Here is an 18,609-nt window from a genome sequence, read left to right on the forward strand (position 1 = left end):
GATTAAATTCCTCCATTTTCTGATTCATATTATAAAAAAAGGAGCAAATTATATGAAAGATTTTAAAAAAAGCGTAGTCTATCAAATATACCCAAAATCCTTTAATGATACTAATGGTGATGGATTGGGAGACTTAAAAGGAATTACAGTTAAATTGGATTATTTAAAAACATTAGGTATAGATTATATATGGTTAACTCCTTTTTATATCTCTCCTCAAAAAGACAATGGATATGATGTCGCAGATTATTGTAACATTGATCCCCTATTTGGAACCATGGAAGATTTTGATAAGCTAGTTAAAGAAGCAAATAAAAGAGAAATTGATATTATGCTTGATATGGTATTTAATCATACCTCTACAGAACATAAGTGGTTTAGAAATGCTCTAAAGGGTGATGAAAAGTATAAAAATTATTATATTTTTAAAGAACCTAAAAATGGACAGGTTCCTACCAATTGGGACTCCAAGTTCGGTGGTTCTGCATGGGAATATGTTAAAGAGTTTAATGAATATTACTTACATTTATATGATGCTACTCAAGCGGATCTTAACTGGGAAAATGAAGAAGTTAGAAAAGAAGTTTTTGATATTGTTAATTTTTGGATTAAAAAGGGTGTAAAAGGCTTTCGCTTCGATGTTATTAATGTGATCTCAAAACCAATGGAATATAAGGATGATACTATGGGAGATGGTCGCTCATTTTATACAGATGGTCCTAATATTCATAACTATCTAAAACAGCTAAATAAAGAAACCTTTGGGAGATATAAAGATATAATTACTGTAGGCGAAATGTCCTCTACCACTATAGATAATTGCATTAAATATTCAAATCCTAAAGAAGAAGAATTATCTATGGTATTTAACTTTCATCATCTAAAAGTAGATTACAAAGACGGTGATAAATGGAGCTTAATGGATTTTGATTTTATAAAATTAAAAAATCTCTTCAATCATTGGCAGGTTGGAATGGAAGAAGGAAAGGGTTGGAATGCAGTATTTTGGTGTAACCATGACCAACCTCGTATTGTATCCCGTTTTGGAGATGATAAAAAATACCATAAGGAATCCGCAGAAATGTTAGCTACATCAATACACCTACTTAGAGGAACTCCCTATATTTATCAAGGAGAAGAAATCGGTATGACAAATTGTTATTATGATACAATTAATTCTTATAGGGATGTGGAATCAATTAATTTTTATAATATACTAAAATCTGAAGGTAAAACTGAAGAAGAAATAATTAAAATTCTACAGTCAAAATCCAGAGATAATTCTCGTAGTCCAATGCAATGGGATAACTCAAACAATGCTGGATTTACTAAAGAAGAGCCCTGGATAGAAATATGTAAAAATTATAAAACCATTAATGTAGAAAACTCTTTAAAGGATAAGGACTCTATTTTTTATCACTATCAAAAATTAATCAAATTAAGAAAAGAATATGATATTATATCTTATGGAAATTTTGAGTTGATATTAGAAGAAGATAAAAGTATATTTGCTTATTTAAGAAATTACAAAAATGAAAAACTACTTGTAATAAATAATTTTTATGGAAAGGAATCCTTATTTAAATTACCTACAGAATTAAAATTAGATGAATATGAAAATAAAATTTTAATTTCTAATTATAAGGATTCTCCTACAAACTTTAGAGAAATTAATTTACGACCTTATGAGTCTATTGCTTATTACCTTGAGAAAAAATCAAAAAAATGTTAAAATGTTTCTGGTGATAAGATATGGAAAGCAAGTATTTGACTATTTATAATGAAATTTCAAATAAAATAGAAAATAATAAAATTGAATCCGGTGAAAAACTTTCCTCTGAAAATGAGATGATGAAAGAATATAATGTATCTAGAGATACCATAAGAAAGGCATTAAATTTACTAGAAAGTAATGGTTATATTCAAAAAGTAAAGGGTAAAGGTTCCTTTGTTATAGATATTAATAAATTTGATTTTCCTGTTTCAGGACTTACAAGTTTTAAAGAATTATCTACTAAAATGGGCGTAGAATCTAATACCCTAGTTAAAGAATTAAAGCTAATGGAACCAGATAACTTTTTAATGAAACAACTAAACCTATCAAAAAATGATAACGTGTGGAAAGTTATAAGAGTAAGAGAAATAAACAATAAAAAAATCATCTTGGATAAAGACTTTTTTAATAAGAAATATGTACCTTTATTAACTAAGGATATTTGTGAAAATTCTATATATGAATATCTTGAAAATGAACTAGGACTTAAAATTAGCTTTGCCAAGAAGGAAATTACAGTGCAACAAGCTACTGAGGAAGACAAATCATATTTAGATTTTGAAGGCTATAATATGATAGTAGTGGTAAAAAACTATATATATCTAGATGATATGAGTCTATTTCAATACACTGAATCTAGGCATAGACCGGATAGATTTAAATTTGTAGAATTTGCACGAAGAAAATAATACTGTTTTTTAACTTTACAGCAATAGATTAAAAAGAAACTGTCTTAAAATCAAACCTACTTTAAGACAGTTTCTTTCTCTTGTGTTATAACTTTTTTATGTTTAAATTTATATAATTATATTAGTTATTGATTTCATATTATTGATTTTATAAAATGAATTTTAATTGAGATAGGGTTTTTCTAAAATCCAAATTGTTAGAAGTAATTTAAATTATTTCTAATATTTCTGATTTTGATTTTGCGTTTAATATTTTTCCTCTAAAATCTTCATGCATCAATTTTCTTGATAAGTTAGCTAATGCCTTTAGATGAAGATCACTTTGCATATCGTTTACTGCTATCATAAATATCATGTTTACCGGCTCTCCGTCTATTGAGTCATAATCTACATTATCTTTAAGAATTCCTACTGCAATACGCGGTTCTTTTACAGCTATAGATTTAGCATGTGGTATAGCAATACCAAAACCTATGCCTGTATTACTTAAAGATTCCCTATGATAAATATCTGCTTTAAACTTATCCTCATCAAGAACTGCTCCATCTTTTACCAAAACGTCAATCATTTTATTAATAAGATCTTCTTTATCCTTTGCCACTACATTTAATTCTATAGTGCTTTCTGTTATTAATTCATTTAATTCCATAATTATTTTATTCATCCCCTTATCCTAAATACCTTGTAAATTATTGTTTTTATCTTATGTTTAACAATAATGTCCAATGCTATTATAAATTATAATTAGCCTAGTAACAAGGTATATATTTTTTAAATTAACCTTATTGAGCTTTCTTTTGTGTATGTCCTCTATATATTCCATATAATATTGCACCTACTGTTGATCCTACTAATATAGCACCTACCCATAGTAATGGTTTACTAACTAATGGTAGTATTAAAAATCCACCGTGAGGAGCTGGTACTTGAATTTTCATTAAATAAGTTAATACAGAAGATACAGAAGAACCAACCATTAATATTGGAATAACTCTTAATGGATCTTTGGCTGCAAAAGGAATTGCTCCCTCTGTTATATGAGTACAACCTAAGATGTAGTTAACCAAACCTGCTGCTCTTTCCTCTTCATCAAATCTATTTTTGAAGAATGTTGTTGCTAAAGCGATTACAAGTGGTGGTGTTATACAAGCTGCTGAAACACCAGCCATGAAATAATAATTTCCTTGTGCAAGTAGCATTGTACCTGTTAGGTAAGCGGCTTTATTTACTGGTCCGCCAAAGTCAAAGGCAGACATACAACCTATAATTATTCCTAATAAAATGGGATTTGCTTGTTCAAGTGATGCAAGCCATGCCATGATACCCTTATTTAAAGCTGCTACCGGTTCACCTAATAATGTCATTAGTACACCTGTTACCAATATTCCGATTATTGGCAATATAAATATTGATTTTAAACCTTCAAATTGTTTTGGTAATCCTGAAAGTAATTTTTTAAAGTAAAGCATTAGATATCCTGCAAAGAAACCTGCAATGATACCACCTAAAAATCCTGATCCTGTAGTATTTGCTATAAGTCCACCAACAAATCCGGCTACCATACCTGGTCTTCCAGAAATGGAATCTGCAATATAAGCTGTAAATATTGGAACTATTATTGCAAATGCTTCTCCACCTATTCCCTTAATCATAGCTGCTATAGGATTATATTGTGTTGATTTTGGATCAAAGGAATATATTCCCCATAAAAAAGATATAGCTATAAGTACACCACCTGCTACAACGAAAGGTAACATATGAGATACACCATTCATTAAGTGTTTATAGATATCTCTAGTTACAGATTTTTTACCTGGAACTTCTTCTGAACTTTTCTTTATAGTTTTTTTAGCTGCTCCTCCTTTTATAGGAGCCTTTCCATCTAATACCGCTTGAATTAATTCTTTAGGTTTACGAATCCCATCTGCTACTGAAGTTTCTATAGTTGCCTTTCCTGTAAATCTATCAGCTCTAACATCCTTATCTGATGCAACTATTACTCCAACTGCTTCTTCTATATCCTTATCTGTTAATTCATTTTCTACTCCAACAGCACCATTAGTTTCTACTTTTATGTCTACTCCTAATTCTTTGGCTGCCTTCTTTAATGCTTCTTCTGCCATAAATGTATGAGCTATTCCTGTAGGACATCCCGTAACAGCAATAATCTTTTTCATTTACATTACCTCCTTAACATCTATTTTTTGTATATACTCTGATACTTTACTAAAAGTTCCTAACGCACTAGATTCAGCAACATTTGCACCGGTAGCGGATGCCTTTTTAAGTGCCTTTTCTATATTAGATTCAAATAACCATTCACTTAAAAATGCTGCTAAGGATGCATCCCCTGCACAAGCAGAACTTAAAAGTTTAATCTTTGGTGCATTGCAATAATAAACTTTGTCTCCATTGTAAAAATACATTCCCTTTTCTCCTAAGGTTAAAAGTATATTTTTTGCACCTAACTTATAAATATATTTTAATGCCCCTTTTATATCCTCTTCATCTTTTAACCTAAGTCCAAATATAGCCTCAACTTCTTCATCATTAGGTTTAATTAATAAAGGTTTATATTTTAATAATTCTTTTAATTTTTTAGAGCTTATATCTAATATAACTTGGACATTATTTTTCATACATATATCTAAAATTTCATTATAGTAATCCTCTTCAATACTTTGAGGAAGACTTCCACTTATTATTAAATAATCATCTTTTTTTAAATTTAATGATAAATATTTTAATAAATCCTTTTGAGTTTTCCTTGAAACAAAAGGTCCCTTGTTTACATACTTAAATTCTTTACTATCTTCCGTATTTATAAATACATTTATCCTTGTATTTTCTTCTATCCAAAAAGCTTCTGTAAGTATATTTTTCTTATCTAGTTCCTCTACAATATACTTTCCTGTAAATCCTCCGAAAAATCCAAGAGCTTTACTTTCTATAGAATAATGATTTAAAACTAGTGATACGTTTACTCCTTTTCCATTAGGCGAATAGGATAAATTATTAGTTCTATTTACCTTAAAAGGTTCATTACTACTGGAAGAACAGTTCATATCGATAGCTGGATTAGTAGTTAATGTATAAATCATAGCCTCATCTCCTCTAGGTCTAAGCTTGTCCATTACTTCCGCAAACCATTATTTTATGTCTTACTACTTCTCTCATGGCTTCTTTTCCTGGTGTCATATATTTTCTTGGATCATTAGCCTTTGGATTTTCATTAAAGTAATTTTTTACAGCATCTGAAAATGGTATTTTTAAATCTGTAGCCACATTTACTTTACAAATTCCAAGAGATATAGCTTTCTTAACTAATTCATCTGGTACATCTGAAGCCCCATGCAATACTAAAGGTACACTAACTTTTTCTCTAATTTCTTTTAATCTATCAAAATCAAGTTTTGCTTCTCCCTTATATAATCCATGAGCTGTTCCTATAGCTACTGCTAAAGAATCCACCCCGGTTCTATTTACAAATTCTACAGCATCATCTGGATTTGTATACATAGCATCCTTTTCACTTACTACTAAATCATCTTCTTTTCCACCTAGCTTACCAAGTTCTGCTTCTACAGTTGCATCGTATTTATGAGCATATTCTACTACTTCTTTAACAGTTTTTATATTTTCTTCAAAGGGTTTTTTAGATGCATCAATCATACAAGATTTAAATCCAATATCGATATTCTTTTTAATTTCCTCCACATTTTCAAAGTGATCTAAATGAATTGCTATTGGAATATCATATTTTTCTGCTGCAACTTCTGCCATAGCAGCTATATAATCCGGTCCTGCATAATCACTAATTGTTGATGGTGTTCCTGCTATAATAACTGGAGATTTTAATTCTGCTGCAGTTTCTACCACAACCTGTAATGTTTCTAAATTATGAATATTAAATGCTGGTATAGCATATGCTCCTGCTTGAGCTTTTTTTAACATTTCTCTAGTAGATAAAATTCTTCTCATTATTTTGTCCTCCGTTTATATTTTATTTATACTTTTATTTTATCTAATATATAGAGAAAATGTTTTCATAGTTTATATGTGTTTTTTTATGTAAATATACAATGAACTCCTGTATTTGTCTATATTAGAGCTATGTAAAATAATTCTGAAAATATAAAAAAGAGATTTTCAATATTAAAAAATCTCTTTTCATACAGCTTTTAAATTATTAAATAATCTATAATAGCTCTTGATATTATAAACAAGGGTAACCTTGAAGTAACTTCAAATTCTTTAATAGCAGTTCTAGACTGTTTATGGCCTATCAATGTAATATCTGATAAATTTTCTAATTTACTATTTTTAACACAACAGCAAGTGATTAATTTTGCTCCAGTTTTAATTGCACTTTCTGCTGACTCTACTATTTCAGGAGAGCCGATTTTTAGTGAAAAGACTATTACAAGTTCCTCTTTATTTAAAGTTTTACATATCTTTCTCATAATATTAGGATCTACTATCAAAAATGTATTATATCCTAATAATTCTAATTTTAAATTAAACTCTTGAGCCACAAGTTCTGTAAGACCTCTAGCTAAAATGTATATACGCTTTGCTTCTTTTATTAGCCTAACAGTTTTCAATACATTTTCTACAGAAATATTTTCTATAGTCTTTGTTACTTCTATTAAAGATTTACCTAGTATTTCATTTACCTTTTTAGAATCATGATTGTAATCATTTTTAGCTGAAATTTTGTATCTTAATTCGGAAAAACCTTCTAATCCGCATTTTTTAATAGTTCTAGAAACCGTTGCTGGGGAGGTAAAAGATTTTTCTGCTACATCTACTATAGACATATTAGGTATTTTGCTTTCATTAGAATTAATATAATTAACTACTGTTTTCTCTGTTTCAGTAAGACCATCAAAAATACTTTTATTAACTTCTATAACCATTTTTTCATCCCCATTCATATAATTGCTAAAGAAACCCCTAAATTAAATACTTCTAAAATTAAAATATTTGAACTAAATATTATTGCATACAAACTTTTTGTATAATAATTTAATATTATTACTACATAAAATAGGTATGTTTTCCTTTATTTTTTCAATGGGCCAGTTCCACCATTTTATTTCTAATAACATTTGAATTTCATCCTGTGAAAATCTTTTTTTTATAGGTTTAGCTGGGTTTCCAGCCACAATGGTATATGGCTCTACATCTTTAGTAACCACTGCTCTTGTTCCTATTACAGCCCCATCATTTATTTTTATTCCCGGCATTATTATAACTTCAGTTCCTATCCATACATCATTTCCTACTACAGTATCTCCACTTCGCACATATCCATCCTTTGAATTTTCATTAAGATTTGTATAATAGAAGGGATAGCTTGTTATCCAATCATATCTATGGCCTTGATTTCCTGCCATAATAAATGTAGCTCCTGAACCTATTGAACAAAACTTTCCTATTTTTAGTTTATCAACATCATCTCTCTCTTCGGATAAATATCTTACACAATAGTCTTGAAAATGCTTAGCATGATAATAGCCAGAATAATAAGTGAAATCACCAACTTCAATGTTCTTATTTGTAATATGATCCTTTATTATATAGCTATGCATCCAATTTTCAAAAATATTATTATTCATAAAAACTGCCTCCTATACTTTTTTTTATTATATAATTGTGATTTTTCATAAGTATAGAAGGCTTACTTGTGTGTTCTTTTTGTTGTAGACATTTTCTAACTCCTAATAAATATTTTTTTATAACATATATCATTTCTATATTAATGTCCCTTTTTCTTTTGAAATTTCTTTTCCTGTCTTTTTTGAAATTTAAGTTCTTTTTTATTTTCACGATTTTCCTTTAACTTAATCTTTCTTTCTGTTTTTTTATTTTCATGATCAAGTTTTAAAGCCTGTTGCGCCTTTGTTCCAATACCTTTTTCCTGTACTGTTTTCTTAATTTTTCTTTGCATCCTCTTGGGATTAATTTTTTTCTTAGGCTTTTCGTCTATAGATATTGGATCACTAAATTTAAGATTGTAATAATTTTTTAAGATAAAATCATATACTTCATAGTCTTTAGGTTCCTGACCAAAGACCACCCTACATATTTGAATTTTATCTTGATACTGTTTTTCAAAAATACCTATCCAAAAAGGATCATCAAATAAAACTGTTAATTTAATCATTTTTCTCCTCCTGTTATACAGCTCAATTAGAGAACGGACAACCCCAGGAGGGCAGGTTACTGAGGGTTAATTACCCCATTCGGACTACCAACCGAATCGTGTTTTTATCTCAAAGCTATTTATTTCAACTTTATTATAGCATTAATTAGTATTCATTGACAAAATCTATTTCAATATATATATTTATAGCATGGGAGGTATTAAAATGAAAGAATGTTTATATGCTAGTAACATAGAAAAGAATAAGCATTCCATCTCTGTTTTCGATAAATAAATTTCTATCAATGGATAACTATATATTATAAGCAATATATAGTGGTAGAAATTATTTTATCCCAATAGAGAAAGGAATTAATAAAAATGGATAATAATGTAGTTAATAGATTGAATTCTTCAAAAATAAGTAAAGCAGTGGGTAATTATACTCATATAACCAAAATAGAGCCTAATGCAACATTTTACACATTTTCTGGACAAGTTGGAGCAGATTTAGATGGCAATTTCCCTGTGGAATTCAATGAACAGGTAAACAACACATTTTTAAATATATCAAATCTATTAAAGAGTATAGATTTAACACCTAATAATGTTATAAAGGTTAATATTTGGGCAACAGAAGAAATTGACTGGGATTACTTTGATAAAGTATATGATGATTTTTTTGGAAAACCTTATCCTTCAATGACTGTTGCTTATGTAAATGCTTTAGGATTAAAAGAGATAAAATTAGAAATTGAAATATGGGCAGCAAAATAATTTTATCTCATCCTCCTAAATAAAAATATTCCATTATAAAAAATGCCCTCATTGTTAAAAAACATTGAGGACATTTTTTTCATTTTAAAAACCTTTTTTCTCAAGTAACTTCTTAAATTTATTCTCTGATAATATTTCATTGGTCACAAACTTACCATCATAAAAAAGACTATATGTGGTAAAGGGTGAAGGTGCATTCTGAGCTTGCTGCTTAGATTCATACCTTATCAATGAAAATTTCACCTTTTTTAATTGAGCAATCTCTTTAATTAGTGGTGCATATTTATCAGTATGTGGACATTGATTTGAGTAATATAAAACCATTCCCTTTTCATTAATTGTAGCATTTTTACAGCACTCTTTAAATTTTGGCTTTACTTCATTTTCATCAAAAGGAAGGTACAACAGTTCATAATAAGGTTCTGCTATATCACATATTTTAAACCCTTTATATTTTAAGTATTTAGGATCTGACAAAAAGGGCATTTTCTTTTTTGATGAAAGGATAACAAGCCCCTTTTTATTCTGTTGCTTTGCATCCATAATACATTCTTCCAACAATTTATTTCCACAACCCTGACCTTTAAATTGACCAGAAACCCAAAAACAATTGATAAACATATATCCTGGGGCTTCAATTGGACACCATGCATTTTCGGCAGGTATATATTCTATAAAAACCTTACCACGTACATTAAACTTTTTAAAAACAAGTCCTTCATTAAATTGTTTTTTCATCCAGTTTTTCTTAGATGATATACAAGTTTCTCCTTTTTTATCTGATATAGCACAACAAATATGCTCTTTATCAATATTTTCATTATCAACACTTATGATATTCATAAATTATTATCTCCTTGATATTTAAATTTATCTTTAATATATAATTTCATTATACCAAGGCTATTATGACACCTGCATGTCATATTAAAAATCTTTCCTATCATTAATTTTTATTTGCAATATTTATTTATATTAATATATCCTTCTACTTTAATATCTGTTTTCAATTTTTAATATTCCTAATGTAGTTTATTTAAATTGATCCTATAACAATCTATACATATCTTCTTTGTAATAAAAATCTTTCTTTAATATATTTTCTATTACATTTATTAATTTTTCTTTATCCCTAGGTAATGTACCTCTTAATGCCACATAATTAGAGGCATGATTACTTCTAAATATACAATTAGTTACATTCATATTTTCTAGCATTAATTTTGTTTCTTTCATAACCTCTTCTGGTTTTAGTAAAGTGATCTCTCCTCTTTTCACCTGTTCAGTCATTTCTGTACCTTCATCTAAAAGAAGCGTTAATAAACCAACATAATCTGGATCTATTAAAGATAATGCTTTACCTGTTTCTATGGCATGCTGTTGCCATTTTTCTTTTCCTCCAAGGCCAGATATTACAGTTATAGATGATTTTATCCCACTGGCCCTTGCCTTTTTAGAAGCTTTTATATATTCCTCAACTTTAACCCCTTTATTTATGTCCTCTAAAATTTCTGGACTACCACTTTCTAACCCCATATAAACTATTCCTAGGCCTAATTCTCTAAGCTCTTTTAATTCTTCTATGGATTTTCTTAGTACATCTTTAGCTGTAGCATATATACCAACTCTTTCACACTGAGGATGAGTTTCTTTTATTTTTAGTAATATTTTTTTTAAAGTTTCTGTTTTTAAACAAAGTGCATCTCCATCTGCTAAAAATATTCTATTTATTCTTCTATAATATAATTTACTTTCCTCTAAATCCTCAAATATTTCCTCTAAATTTCTTACTCTAAACTTCTCATTTTTATACATAGAACAAAAACTACATTTATTATGAGAACACCCTATAGTAATCTGTAAAATTAAACTATTTGCTTCACTAGGTGGTCTAAATATAGCGCCTTCATACCTCATAAACTTCTCAATACCTCCGTTAAAAATACTCTAATCTATTCATCAAAATTTTTATCTTTTGTTCTATACTAAAAACTTCACATTTTTTAGTTAATTTTTATAAAATATCATTTTAATAAGAACTACTTATTAAGAATGGTCTTTTAATTCAATTATATTCTATTATCTTCCTTTATTCCAATAATTATTTTAGGATGGTTCATTTGTATATTATATATTTTTTTTATTATTTTAGTAACAATTCCTCATTTGTTTTGTTATATACTTATGAACATACATTTTAATTAGGAACCAATAAAACCTACAAAAATTTGTATATTCCATTTAATCACTTCTTTTATAATACTTGTTTCTTATAATAAGAAACTATTACTAATTAAAAAGGAGGACTTCTGTAAAATGCAGAAATCATCCTTTTATAATAAATATAGTCTTTTACTTTATATATTTCTTATAGTTATTTTGTATGACGTTTTAAAAAATTGATACTATCCTGTAAAGCCTTAAACCCAGGTTCAGTATCTAACTTAAACTGATATTCATGTTCTGTTATATATTGTTCTTTAGGGAAAAATAGTGTCTGTATTTCAACATTATTTTGTTGAAACTTTTTATTTAGCTCTTTACCATGACTTTCAAAAGAACTTGTATTTCCATCCGTAATAAAACTAGGTGGAAAATCCTTTGTTACATAATTTACAGTAGAAATTTCTTTAATTTGTTCACTATCTTTAAAATTTCGTTTACCTATATAACTCCAAGCTGTTTGGTTAATCCAAAATTTAACAAAAAATTAGTATTGGGATTGGATGGCTGCTCAATATCATACGGTCCACAATATAACAAAGCTCCTTTTATTGAATCTTTAGGAACCCTCTGTTTAGATCCCATCTTATCTGCAAATTTTTTATTAGTTTGAATTGCTAGAAACTGACTTACTATTTGTGCTCCTGCGGAATCTCCTGCAAAAAATAACTGATTTTCATCAATCGAGTACTTTGTTTTAATACTAGCTATATGACTATAAAATTCTTCTAACTGCATTATTGGAATAGGACATTTTGCTTCAGGAGCTAATTCATAATTCATTGAAAGTACTACATAACCATTACTTGCTAAAGTTGTAGCAAAAATATCAACTTGATCTTTGTCCCCTCCTACAAAAGCTCCACCATGTACCCAGATAATTGTTGGGCATTTGCTTTCTTCCAAGACAATATAAGTCCTTTGCAATAACTAAATTAATCTTTTTATCTTCTATATCTTGAATCATGCGTTGAAAAGCAGGTCTATTGAAATTAGTACCACTATAACTATCATCTATATATTCGTCAAATATAATATATCCATACTCTTTACAATATTCTATTAATATTTTTCGCTGAGTTGTAATACTTGAACTCTCTTGAATGCCAGCATCTGTTGATAATCTCATATAGAGAGCAACAATATATTTATTTTTACTAATTCTCTAACAGCTCTATTAAAGCATGTTATTTAAATGCGTCCATTGACACAAAAGTTCTAAATATTTAATTAAAGAAAGCCTTTAAAACAAGATATAATTCATGCAACTAAACGTGCGCATAATAACACCATTACCTTAAAAACATATAATATCTTAGGTGATTAATCACCTAGAATACCTTATTAGGAGGAATCTTTATGGATAGAACTAATAAATGTTATGCCAAAACAACTAATAGTAAATGTATAAATAAATATGAAAACGGTTCACCAAACTTGATATCTGCACTAAGTCGTCGTTACTGTAATAATCCAAGCCTTCCTCTAAAACTACACTGTTGCTGTAGAGGGCATTGTTGCTGTAGAGGGCATTGTTGCTGTAGAGGCCCTATTGGACCTACTGGTCCTAGGGGTGTTACTGGTACTACTGGCCCTAGAGGTGCAACCGGTACTATTGGTCCTAGAGGTGTTACTGGTGCTACTGGCCCTAGAGGTGCAACCGGCGGTATTGGTCCTAGAGGTATTACTGGTGCTACTGGTCCTAGRGGTGCAACCGGTACTATTGGTCCTAGAGGTATTACTGGTGCTACTGGCCCTAGAGGTGCAACCGGTGCTACTGGTCCTAGGGGTGCAACCGGCGCTATTGGTCCTAGAGGTRTTACTGGTGCTACTGGTCCTAGGGGTGCAACCGGCGCTATTGGTCCTAGAGGTGTTACTGGTGCTACTGGTCCTAGGGGCACCACTGGTGCTACTGGAACAACAATTGCAAATTATGCGTATATCTATAATCTAGCCGCACAGGTTGTTGCAATAGAAGCTGATATAAACTTTAGCAACAATGGCATCATTGTTGGCCCAATAACCCATGCACCTGGAACAACTTCAATTAGTCTCGGTGCTGCTGGAGATTATGCAGTATGGTTTAATGTAGCTGGCGCTGAACCTAACCAGTTTACTCTTTTTCAAAATGGAGCTCCCGTTGCTGGAAGTGTGTACGGTTCTGGAGCAGGTACCCAGCCAAATCCAGGTATGGTAATAATTACAGCTGCCACAGGAGACGTTTTAACCTTGAGAAATCACTCAAGTGCGGCAGCTGTAACTTTACAAACACTGAGTGGAGGTACCCAGATTAATTCAAATGCATCTATTCTTATACAAAAACTAAGTAACTAAAAATAATTTTAGAATTAAGCTGTAGAAGTTATTTTATTAGAAGCATTCAAAATTAGCATGCATAATACTAAATATCAAGGTAAAAAGTTGTGGTAAGAATGCTTCTAATTTTAATTATAAAACTCCTGATCAATTATCATTCTCCTCTATACGTTAAATCTTAGTTTAACTCATTTAACCTTTCTTCTGCCTCTTTCTCTGCTAGAAATACTGTTTTACCTAATAAATTCATATTCAATCTATGACCATCTAACATATTATCATGTCACATTGTGGGCAATAAAAAAAGACTAGATAAATAGTCTTTAAAATATATAAGTTATGAGTTAAGTTGACTTTTTAACACGCATAAGGTTTTAAACCATGCACAAGCAATATAACAGGTTTACCTTTTTCCCCAAATTCTTTAAATTCCATATTTAATTCCCCACTATAAATATATTATTCCATTATCATCATGATTTTTATTGTATATTCCTATTTCTCTATTTTTTAATTATCTTATATTTGAATTCACAAATCTCATCACCTTTTGATAACACTTTATCTCTTATTAATACAATATCTTTAGGCATATATTTCATAACATAACAATCCGCTTCACACAAGTATTTACCTAAAAATAATAAATCATATTTTTTAATAACTGAACAATAGGACACTGTAAAACATCAAATTCATATAAATACTCTTTCTTTTTAGATTTTAGTTCATATTTAAAACCCAATGAATTATCCTTACTATTTGCATCTTTTATAATGATTTTTCTTGAAATTCTTAGTAACGTTTTACTCTTAGAAAAACATCTTAAAATTGGTGACTTAAACATAATATCCACATTATGCAAAAAGCATTTTTGTGTAAAAATACAAGTTTCCTCGTGCTTCATTCTTTTAATCAATGCCTTATATATAGAAATCCCAAAGATTCCTTGTTCCATAAATCCTTGAGAAGCTTTTGACTGAAATACAGGCTCGTCTCCATGAATTTTCTCACTTTCTTCTATGGCTTCTCTTAGAATTTTATTACATTCATCCTTAGAAAATTCTTTTTTTATAATTGGATAAGTTCCTTTAATCATTTCTAAAGTTTTCATAGTTTGTTACCATCCCTTCTGTTGTTCATAGATTAAGGATATTAACCCTCTATTTAAACTTTCTAATTTTTCAAATTATATTTATTCTATTATAATTTAAAATCACAGAAAACATGAATAATATCAATTTTTTTAAATCTCATCTTATATATTTTTTAACATATGTAACTTAGTTTTCTCTATTTTATACTATATTTTTTAATATACAATGTCAATTGTGAATAAATTTCAAATAATAAAATCTCTTATTTAATCAATTTATGTATAAATAAAACTTAAAATTTAAATTTTTTAACAATAAATTGATAAAAAATTAACTATTCTCTGATATAATAAATATAGAACTAAATATACTTTTTAGGAGGAAAGAATATGAGTAAAATAATAATTTCCCCAAGTAAATATGTTCAAGGTAAGGAAGAACTATCCAACTTTGGAGTTCATGCTAAATCTTTAGGTAAAAAATTTTTAATAATAGCTAGTCCTAATGGAATAAACAGAACTAAATTTACTTTAGAAAAAAGTTGTAAAAATTTTAATATACAATTAATATTTGAGTCCTTTAATGGAGAATGTTGCAAAGAAGAAATAGATAGATTATGTTCTTGTGTGGAATCCAATAACTGTGATGTGGTAGTTGGTATTGGAGGAGGTAAGATTTTTGATACAGCAAAGGCTGTGGCTTACTATAAGAATACTCCAGTAGTTATCGCTCCAACTGTAGCCTCCACAGACGCTCCTTGTAGTGCCCTTTCAGTAATATATACAAAGGAAGGAACTTTCTCAGAGTACCTATTACTCCCTAAAAATCCCGACTTAGTATTGGTAGATACTTCTATGATAACTAAAGCCCCTGCAAGACTTTTAGTAGCAGGCATGGGAGATGCTTTAGCAACTTATTTTGAAGCTAGAGCTTGCACAAATTCAAATTCCGATACTTTAGCTGGTGGTAAAGGAACTAATAGTGCTTTTGCATTAGCTAAACTTTGTTATGAAACTCTGTTAAGGGATGGACTTAAAGCAAAACTTGCTGTAGAAAATAAGGTTTCCACTAGAGCTGTAGAAAATATTATTGAAGCTAATACTTTCTTAAGTGGAATTGGCTTTGAAAGCTGTGGCCTAGCAGCAGCCCATGCCATCCATAATGGATTTACAGTATTAGAGGAATGTCATCATTTGTACCATGGTGAAAAGGTTGCCTTTGGAACTTTAGTACAACTGGTTTTAGAAAACAGTCCATTAGAAGAAATTGAAAAAGTTATAGGCTTCTGTTTAGACGTAAATCTTCCAATAACTCTAGAAGATATGGGAATTAAAGAGATAAAAAAAGAAGGCATTATGAAAGTGGCTAAAGCTACCTGTGCTGAGGGAGAATCTATTTTCAATATGCCTTTTGAAGTAACTTACGAGGATGTTTATGCTGCTATTCTTACTGCAGATAATCTAGCAAATTTGTATAAATAGTATATAAATCAATTATTTTTCAACATTTTTGTTAATAATTTAACCCTCTAATAAGACCTTTTTAGGGATGGTTCATTTATTTATAATTTTATTATTGTTGAATAAATGAAACTTTATCAGCATATTAAATATTAGACAACTATCTTCATATTTAATATATATCATAACTAAGAAATAGATCTTTAGTTATAAAAGCTTAACTATCATCTATTTCTTATCTATTTCCTATGAACCGCCCCTTTTAAGATCATTATAAATTTATTAATTTTTTATAAGCCGTCCCTTATTCTGTTTTTAAGTTTGATACTAAGGTTGCTAGCCTATCTGCTAGTTCTGTAAGCTCTTCAGCTGAAGAAGATACTTCTTCTGTAGAAGATGCTTGTTGTTCCATAGCTGCAGCGATTTCTTCTGTGGAAGCTGAAAGTTCTTGAGATATATTAGATACTGTTCCCACATTATTAAGAATAGTATCTTTTTTATCCATAGTCATATTTAATTTTTGGGATACTTCTTCAACTTCAGGATTAATTTTTTCCACTTCTCCTAGTATATTTTTAAAGGAATCTATAGTATCTTCTATAGAATCTGCTTGCACTTGTATTTTTTCTGATACTTTTTCAGTGTTATGGGAAACTTCATTTGTATTAGTTGTTACGGTCTCAACTAATGTATGTATATTCTTAGATGAATATAAAACCTGTTCTGCAAGTTTTCTTATTTCTTCTGCTACTACTGAAAAACCTCTTCCAGCTTCACCAGCTCGAGCTGCTTCTATAGCAGCATTTAAGGCTAAAAGATTAGTTTTTTCTGCTATTTCATTTATAACATCTGTGATTTCACTTATTTTAAGAACACTACCATTTAATGAAGAAATTCTATCTGTAACAGATATAAAGGTTTCTTTAATATCTTCTACGGATTTAACAAGGTTGTCTATCTTTATAGAACCCTCATGGGCAGAATTTTTTATATTTGAACTGCTGCTGGCTACATCTATAACTTTATCATTTATATTTTCTAAAATTTCTCCAAATCTCATAAGAGCTTCAGTAGCTTCATTAATTTGTTGTGCTTGATTTGTAGAGTTTTCTGCAACCTCTGCTAAGGAATTTGAAACCTGAGTAGTTGAAGCAGAATTTTCTTCACTGGAGGCAGATAAATTTTGAGAAACTCCATCTATAGTAATTGCTTCATCTTTAATTTTACCTATAAGATTTCTTATAACTTCCATAGTTTTATTTAAAGAGTTCATTAGTTTTGAAATCTCATCTTCGCCCTTTGCATGAAATTCTATAGTAAAGTCACCCTCAGAAATCTTATTCACTTTAGTTACCATACTTTCTATAGGTTTTGATATATTTCTTGCAATTAAAATGGCTATAATAAAGGAAATTACTAATATTACTAAGACTATAACTAATGTTTCAATAAGCCCTTTTTCTATTAACTTATTCATGCCTTCAAGGGAGATTCCTACATTTACAATGCCCACTACTTTCCCATCCTCATAAAAGGGAGTAGATACATTATATACCTTATCTCCAGTTGTCCTTTTAAATATTAATCCTATAGTTTTTCCCTCTTTAAGTACATTTTCAAATTGCTCTTTATTCTCTATTCCAGTATTTAGCATATTGTCATCATTATGAGCAATTACCTTATAATCTGTATCACACACTGATAAATACACCATATCTTCTTTTAAATCTTTTTTTATATCCTTTAATATTGTACTTATTTCTTTTGTTTCAGTTATTTTATTTTTACCTAAAGATTTTCTTACCATATTACTTATAGCAATACCATCCTTTTTCATTTGATTAGTAGCTATTTTTCTAGTCTCTAATGATGATACTACAGTTAAAGAAACCACACACATTATAGTTACTAATAAAAACCCTGCTAATATTTTTTTCTTAAAGCTATTTAACATAAATTACACCTACTTCTGTCTATTTTATCTAATACTGTATTAACTTCTATAATTATAATACTCTTATAAATTTTTTCAAGTATGCTAACATTATCTATACAAAATAAAAGTCATTCTTTATCGATATTTTTTCTAAAAATACAAAAGTATCAATAAAGAATGACTAAAAAA

Annotated in this window: 19 protein-coding genes; 5 read left to right on the forward strand and 14 right to left on the reverse strand. The window is 29.2% G+C overall.

Features of this window, described 5'->3' with window-relative positions; translation table 11 throughout:
- Positions 1 to 52: 52 nt before the first annotated feature.
- Together treC and treR are read left to right on the forward strand one after the other, a co-directional pair.
- Positions 53 to 1,732: an alpha,alpha-phosphotrehalase gene (gene treC, locus ACYUEW_RS05365; protein ID WP_460276359.1), complete on the forward strand. Its 1,680-nt coding sequence runs from the start codon at positions 53 to 55 to the stop codon at positions 1,730 to 1,732.
- Positions 1,733 to 1,752: 20 nt separating this feature from the next.
- Entirely contained in the window at positions 1,753 to 2,463 is a 711-nt protein-coding gene (gene treR, locus ACYUEW_RS05370; protein ID WP_460276360.1) for a trehalose operon repressor, read from the forward strand.
- A 208-nt stretch (positions 2,464 to 2,671) separates the two neighbouring features.
- Here treR and ACYUEW_RS05375 read toward each other — a convergent pair whose 3' ends face one another.
- The 7 genes from ACYUEW_RS05375 to ACYUEW_RS05405 form a co-directional block, all read right to left on the reverse strand.
- Positions 2,672 to 3,112, reverse strand: a complete 441-nt coding sequence (locus ACYUEW_RS05375) for a PTS sugar transporter subunit IIA (RefSeq protein WP_460276422.1) — start codon at positions 3,110 to 3,112, stop codon at positions 2,672 to 2,674.
- Positions 3,113 to 3,245: 133 nt separating this feature from the next.
- Positions 3,246 to 4,640 (reverse strand): PTS fructose transporter subunit IIC, encoded by a 1,395-nt coding sequence (locus ACYUEW_RS05380; RefSeq protein ID WP_003496169.1) that lies wholly within the window; start codon positions 4,638 to 4,640, stop codon positions 3,246 to 3,248.
- Positions 4,641 to 5,564: a 1-phosphofructokinase gene (gene pfkB / locus ACYUEW_RS05385; protein ID WP_460276361.1), complete on the reverse strand. Its 924-nt coding sequence runs from the start codon at positions 5,562 to 5,564 to the stop codon at positions 4,641 to 4,643.
- Positions 5,565 to 5,583: 19 nt separating this feature from the next.
- Complete coding sequence (locus ACYUEW_RS05390) at positions 5,584 to 6,444, reverse strand: tagatose bisphosphate family class II aldolase (protein ID WP_207130234.1); 861 nt, start codon at positions 6,442 to 6,444, stop codon at positions 5,584 to 5,586.
- 200 nt (positions 6,445 to 6,644) lie between these two features.
- Positions 6,645 to 7,382 (reverse strand): MurR/RpiR family transcriptional regulator, encoded by a 738-nt coding sequence (locus ACYUEW_RS05395; RefSeq protein ID WP_072584094.1) that lies wholly within the window; start codon positions 7,380 to 7,382, stop codon positions 6,645 to 6,647.
- Positions 7,383 to 7,454: 72 nt separating this feature from the next.
- Positions 7,455 to 8,084, reverse strand: a complete 630-nt coding sequence (locus ACYUEW_RS05400) for a CatB-related O-acetyltransferase (protein WP_085333341.1) — start codon at positions 8,082 to 8,084, stop codon at positions 7,455 to 7,457.
- Between the two features lie 140 nt (positions 8,085 to 8,224).
- Entirely contained in the window at positions 8,225 to 8,632 is a 408-nt protein-coding gene (locus ACYUEW_RS05405) for a YjdF family protein (protein WP_085333342.1), read from the reverse strand.
- Between the two features lie 360 nt (positions 8,633 to 8,992).
- Between ACYUEW_RS05405 and ACYUEW_RS05410 the strand changes: the two genes are divergently transcribed.
- Positions 8,993 to 9,388 (forward strand): RidA family protein, encoded by a 396-nt coding sequence (locus ACYUEW_RS05410; protein WP_085333343.1) that lies wholly within the window; start codon positions 8,993 to 8,995, stop codon positions 9,386 to 9,388.
- An 84-nt stretch (positions 9,389 to 9,472) separates the two neighbouring features.
- On the opposite strand, the gene ACYUEW_RS05415 is transcribed toward ACYUEW_RS05410, so the two are convergent.
- The 4 genes from ACYUEW_RS05415 to ACYUEW_RS05430 all read right to left on the reverse strand — a co-directional run bounded on the left by ACYUEW_RS05415 (position 9,473) and on the right by ACYUEW_RS05430 (position 12,740).
- The gene (locus tag ACYUEW_RS05415) at positions 9,473 to 10,231 is read right to left on the reverse strand and encodes a YoaP domain-containing protein (protein ID WP_460276362.1); all 759 of its coding nucleotides are present in this window, start codon (positions 10,229 to 10,231) and stop codon (positions 9,473 to 9,475) included.
- A 204-nt stretch (positions 10,232 to 10,435) separates the two neighbouring features.
- On the reverse strand, positions 10,436 to 11,305 hold the full coding sequence (locus ACYUEW_RS05420) for a radical SAM protein (protein WP_265204347.1): 870 nt from the start codon (positions 11,303 to 11,305) through the stop codon (positions 10,436 to 10,438).
- Between the two features lie 747 nt (positions 11,306 to 12,052).
- Complete coding sequence (locus ACYUEW_RS05425) at positions 12,053 to 12,517, reverse strand: alpha/beta hydrolase (protein ID WP_265204348.1); 465 nt, start codon at positions 12,515 to 12,517, stop codon at positions 12,053 to 12,055.
- A complete protein-coding gene (locus tag ACYUEW_RS05430; protein WP_460276363.1) occupies positions 12,441 to 12,740 on the reverse strand; it encodes a recombinase family protein in 300 nt (99 codons plus the stop codon). The genes ACYUEW_RS05425 and ACYUEW_RS05430 overlap by 77 nt, the downstream gene beginning before the upstream one ends.
- A 230-nt stretch (positions 12,741 to 12,970) precedes the next feature.
- Between ACYUEW_RS05430 and ACYUEW_RS05435 the strand changes: the two genes are divergently transcribed.
- Complete coding sequence (locus ACYUEW_RS05435; RefSeq protein ID WP_460276364.1) at positions 12,971 to 13,945, forward strand: hypothetical protein; 975 nt, start codon at positions 12,971 to 12,973, stop codon at positions 13,943 to 13,945.
- Positions 13,946 to 14,430: 485 nt separating this feature from the next.
- On the opposite strand, the gene ACYUEW_RS05440 is transcribed toward ACYUEW_RS05435, so the two are convergent.
- Complete coding sequence (locus ACYUEW_RS05440; protein ID WP_265203254.1) at positions 14,431 to 14,607, reverse strand: L-2-amino-thiazoline-4-carboxylic acid hydrolase; 177 nt, start codon at positions 14,605 to 14,607, stop codon at positions 14,431 to 14,433.
- Positions 14,562 to 15,041: a hypothetical protein gene (locus ACYUEW_RS05445; RefSeq protein WP_265203255.1), complete on the reverse strand. Its 480-nt coding sequence runs from the start codon at positions 15,039 to 15,041 to the stop codon at positions 14,562 to 14,564. Before ACYUEW_RS05445 ends, ACYUEW_RS05440 begins: the two co-directional genes overlap by 46 nt.
- A 372-nt stretch (positions 15,042 to 15,413) precedes the next feature.
- On the opposite strand from ACYUEW_RS05445, the gene ACYUEW_RS05450 reads away from it, so the two are divergent.
- A complete protein-coding gene (locus ACYUEW_RS05450; protein WP_265203256.1) occupies positions 15,414 to 16,505 on the forward strand; it encodes a glycerol dehydrogenase in 1,092 nt (363 codons plus the stop codon).
- 283 nt (positions 16,506 to 16,788) lie between these two features.
- Here the strand turns inward: ACYUEW_RS05450 and ACYUEW_RS05455 are convergent, their stop codons facing one another.
- Positions 16,789 to 18,438, reverse strand: coding sequence for a methyl-accepting chemotaxis protein (locus tag ACYUEW_RS05455; RefSeq protein ID WP_460276365.1), 1,650 nt, complete (start codon positions 18,436 to 18,438; stop codon positions 16,789 to 16,791).
- Positions 18,439 to 18,609: the final 171 nt, after the last annotated feature.

It is taken from the genome of Clostridium sp. CTA-1 (genome assembly GCF_054768215.1).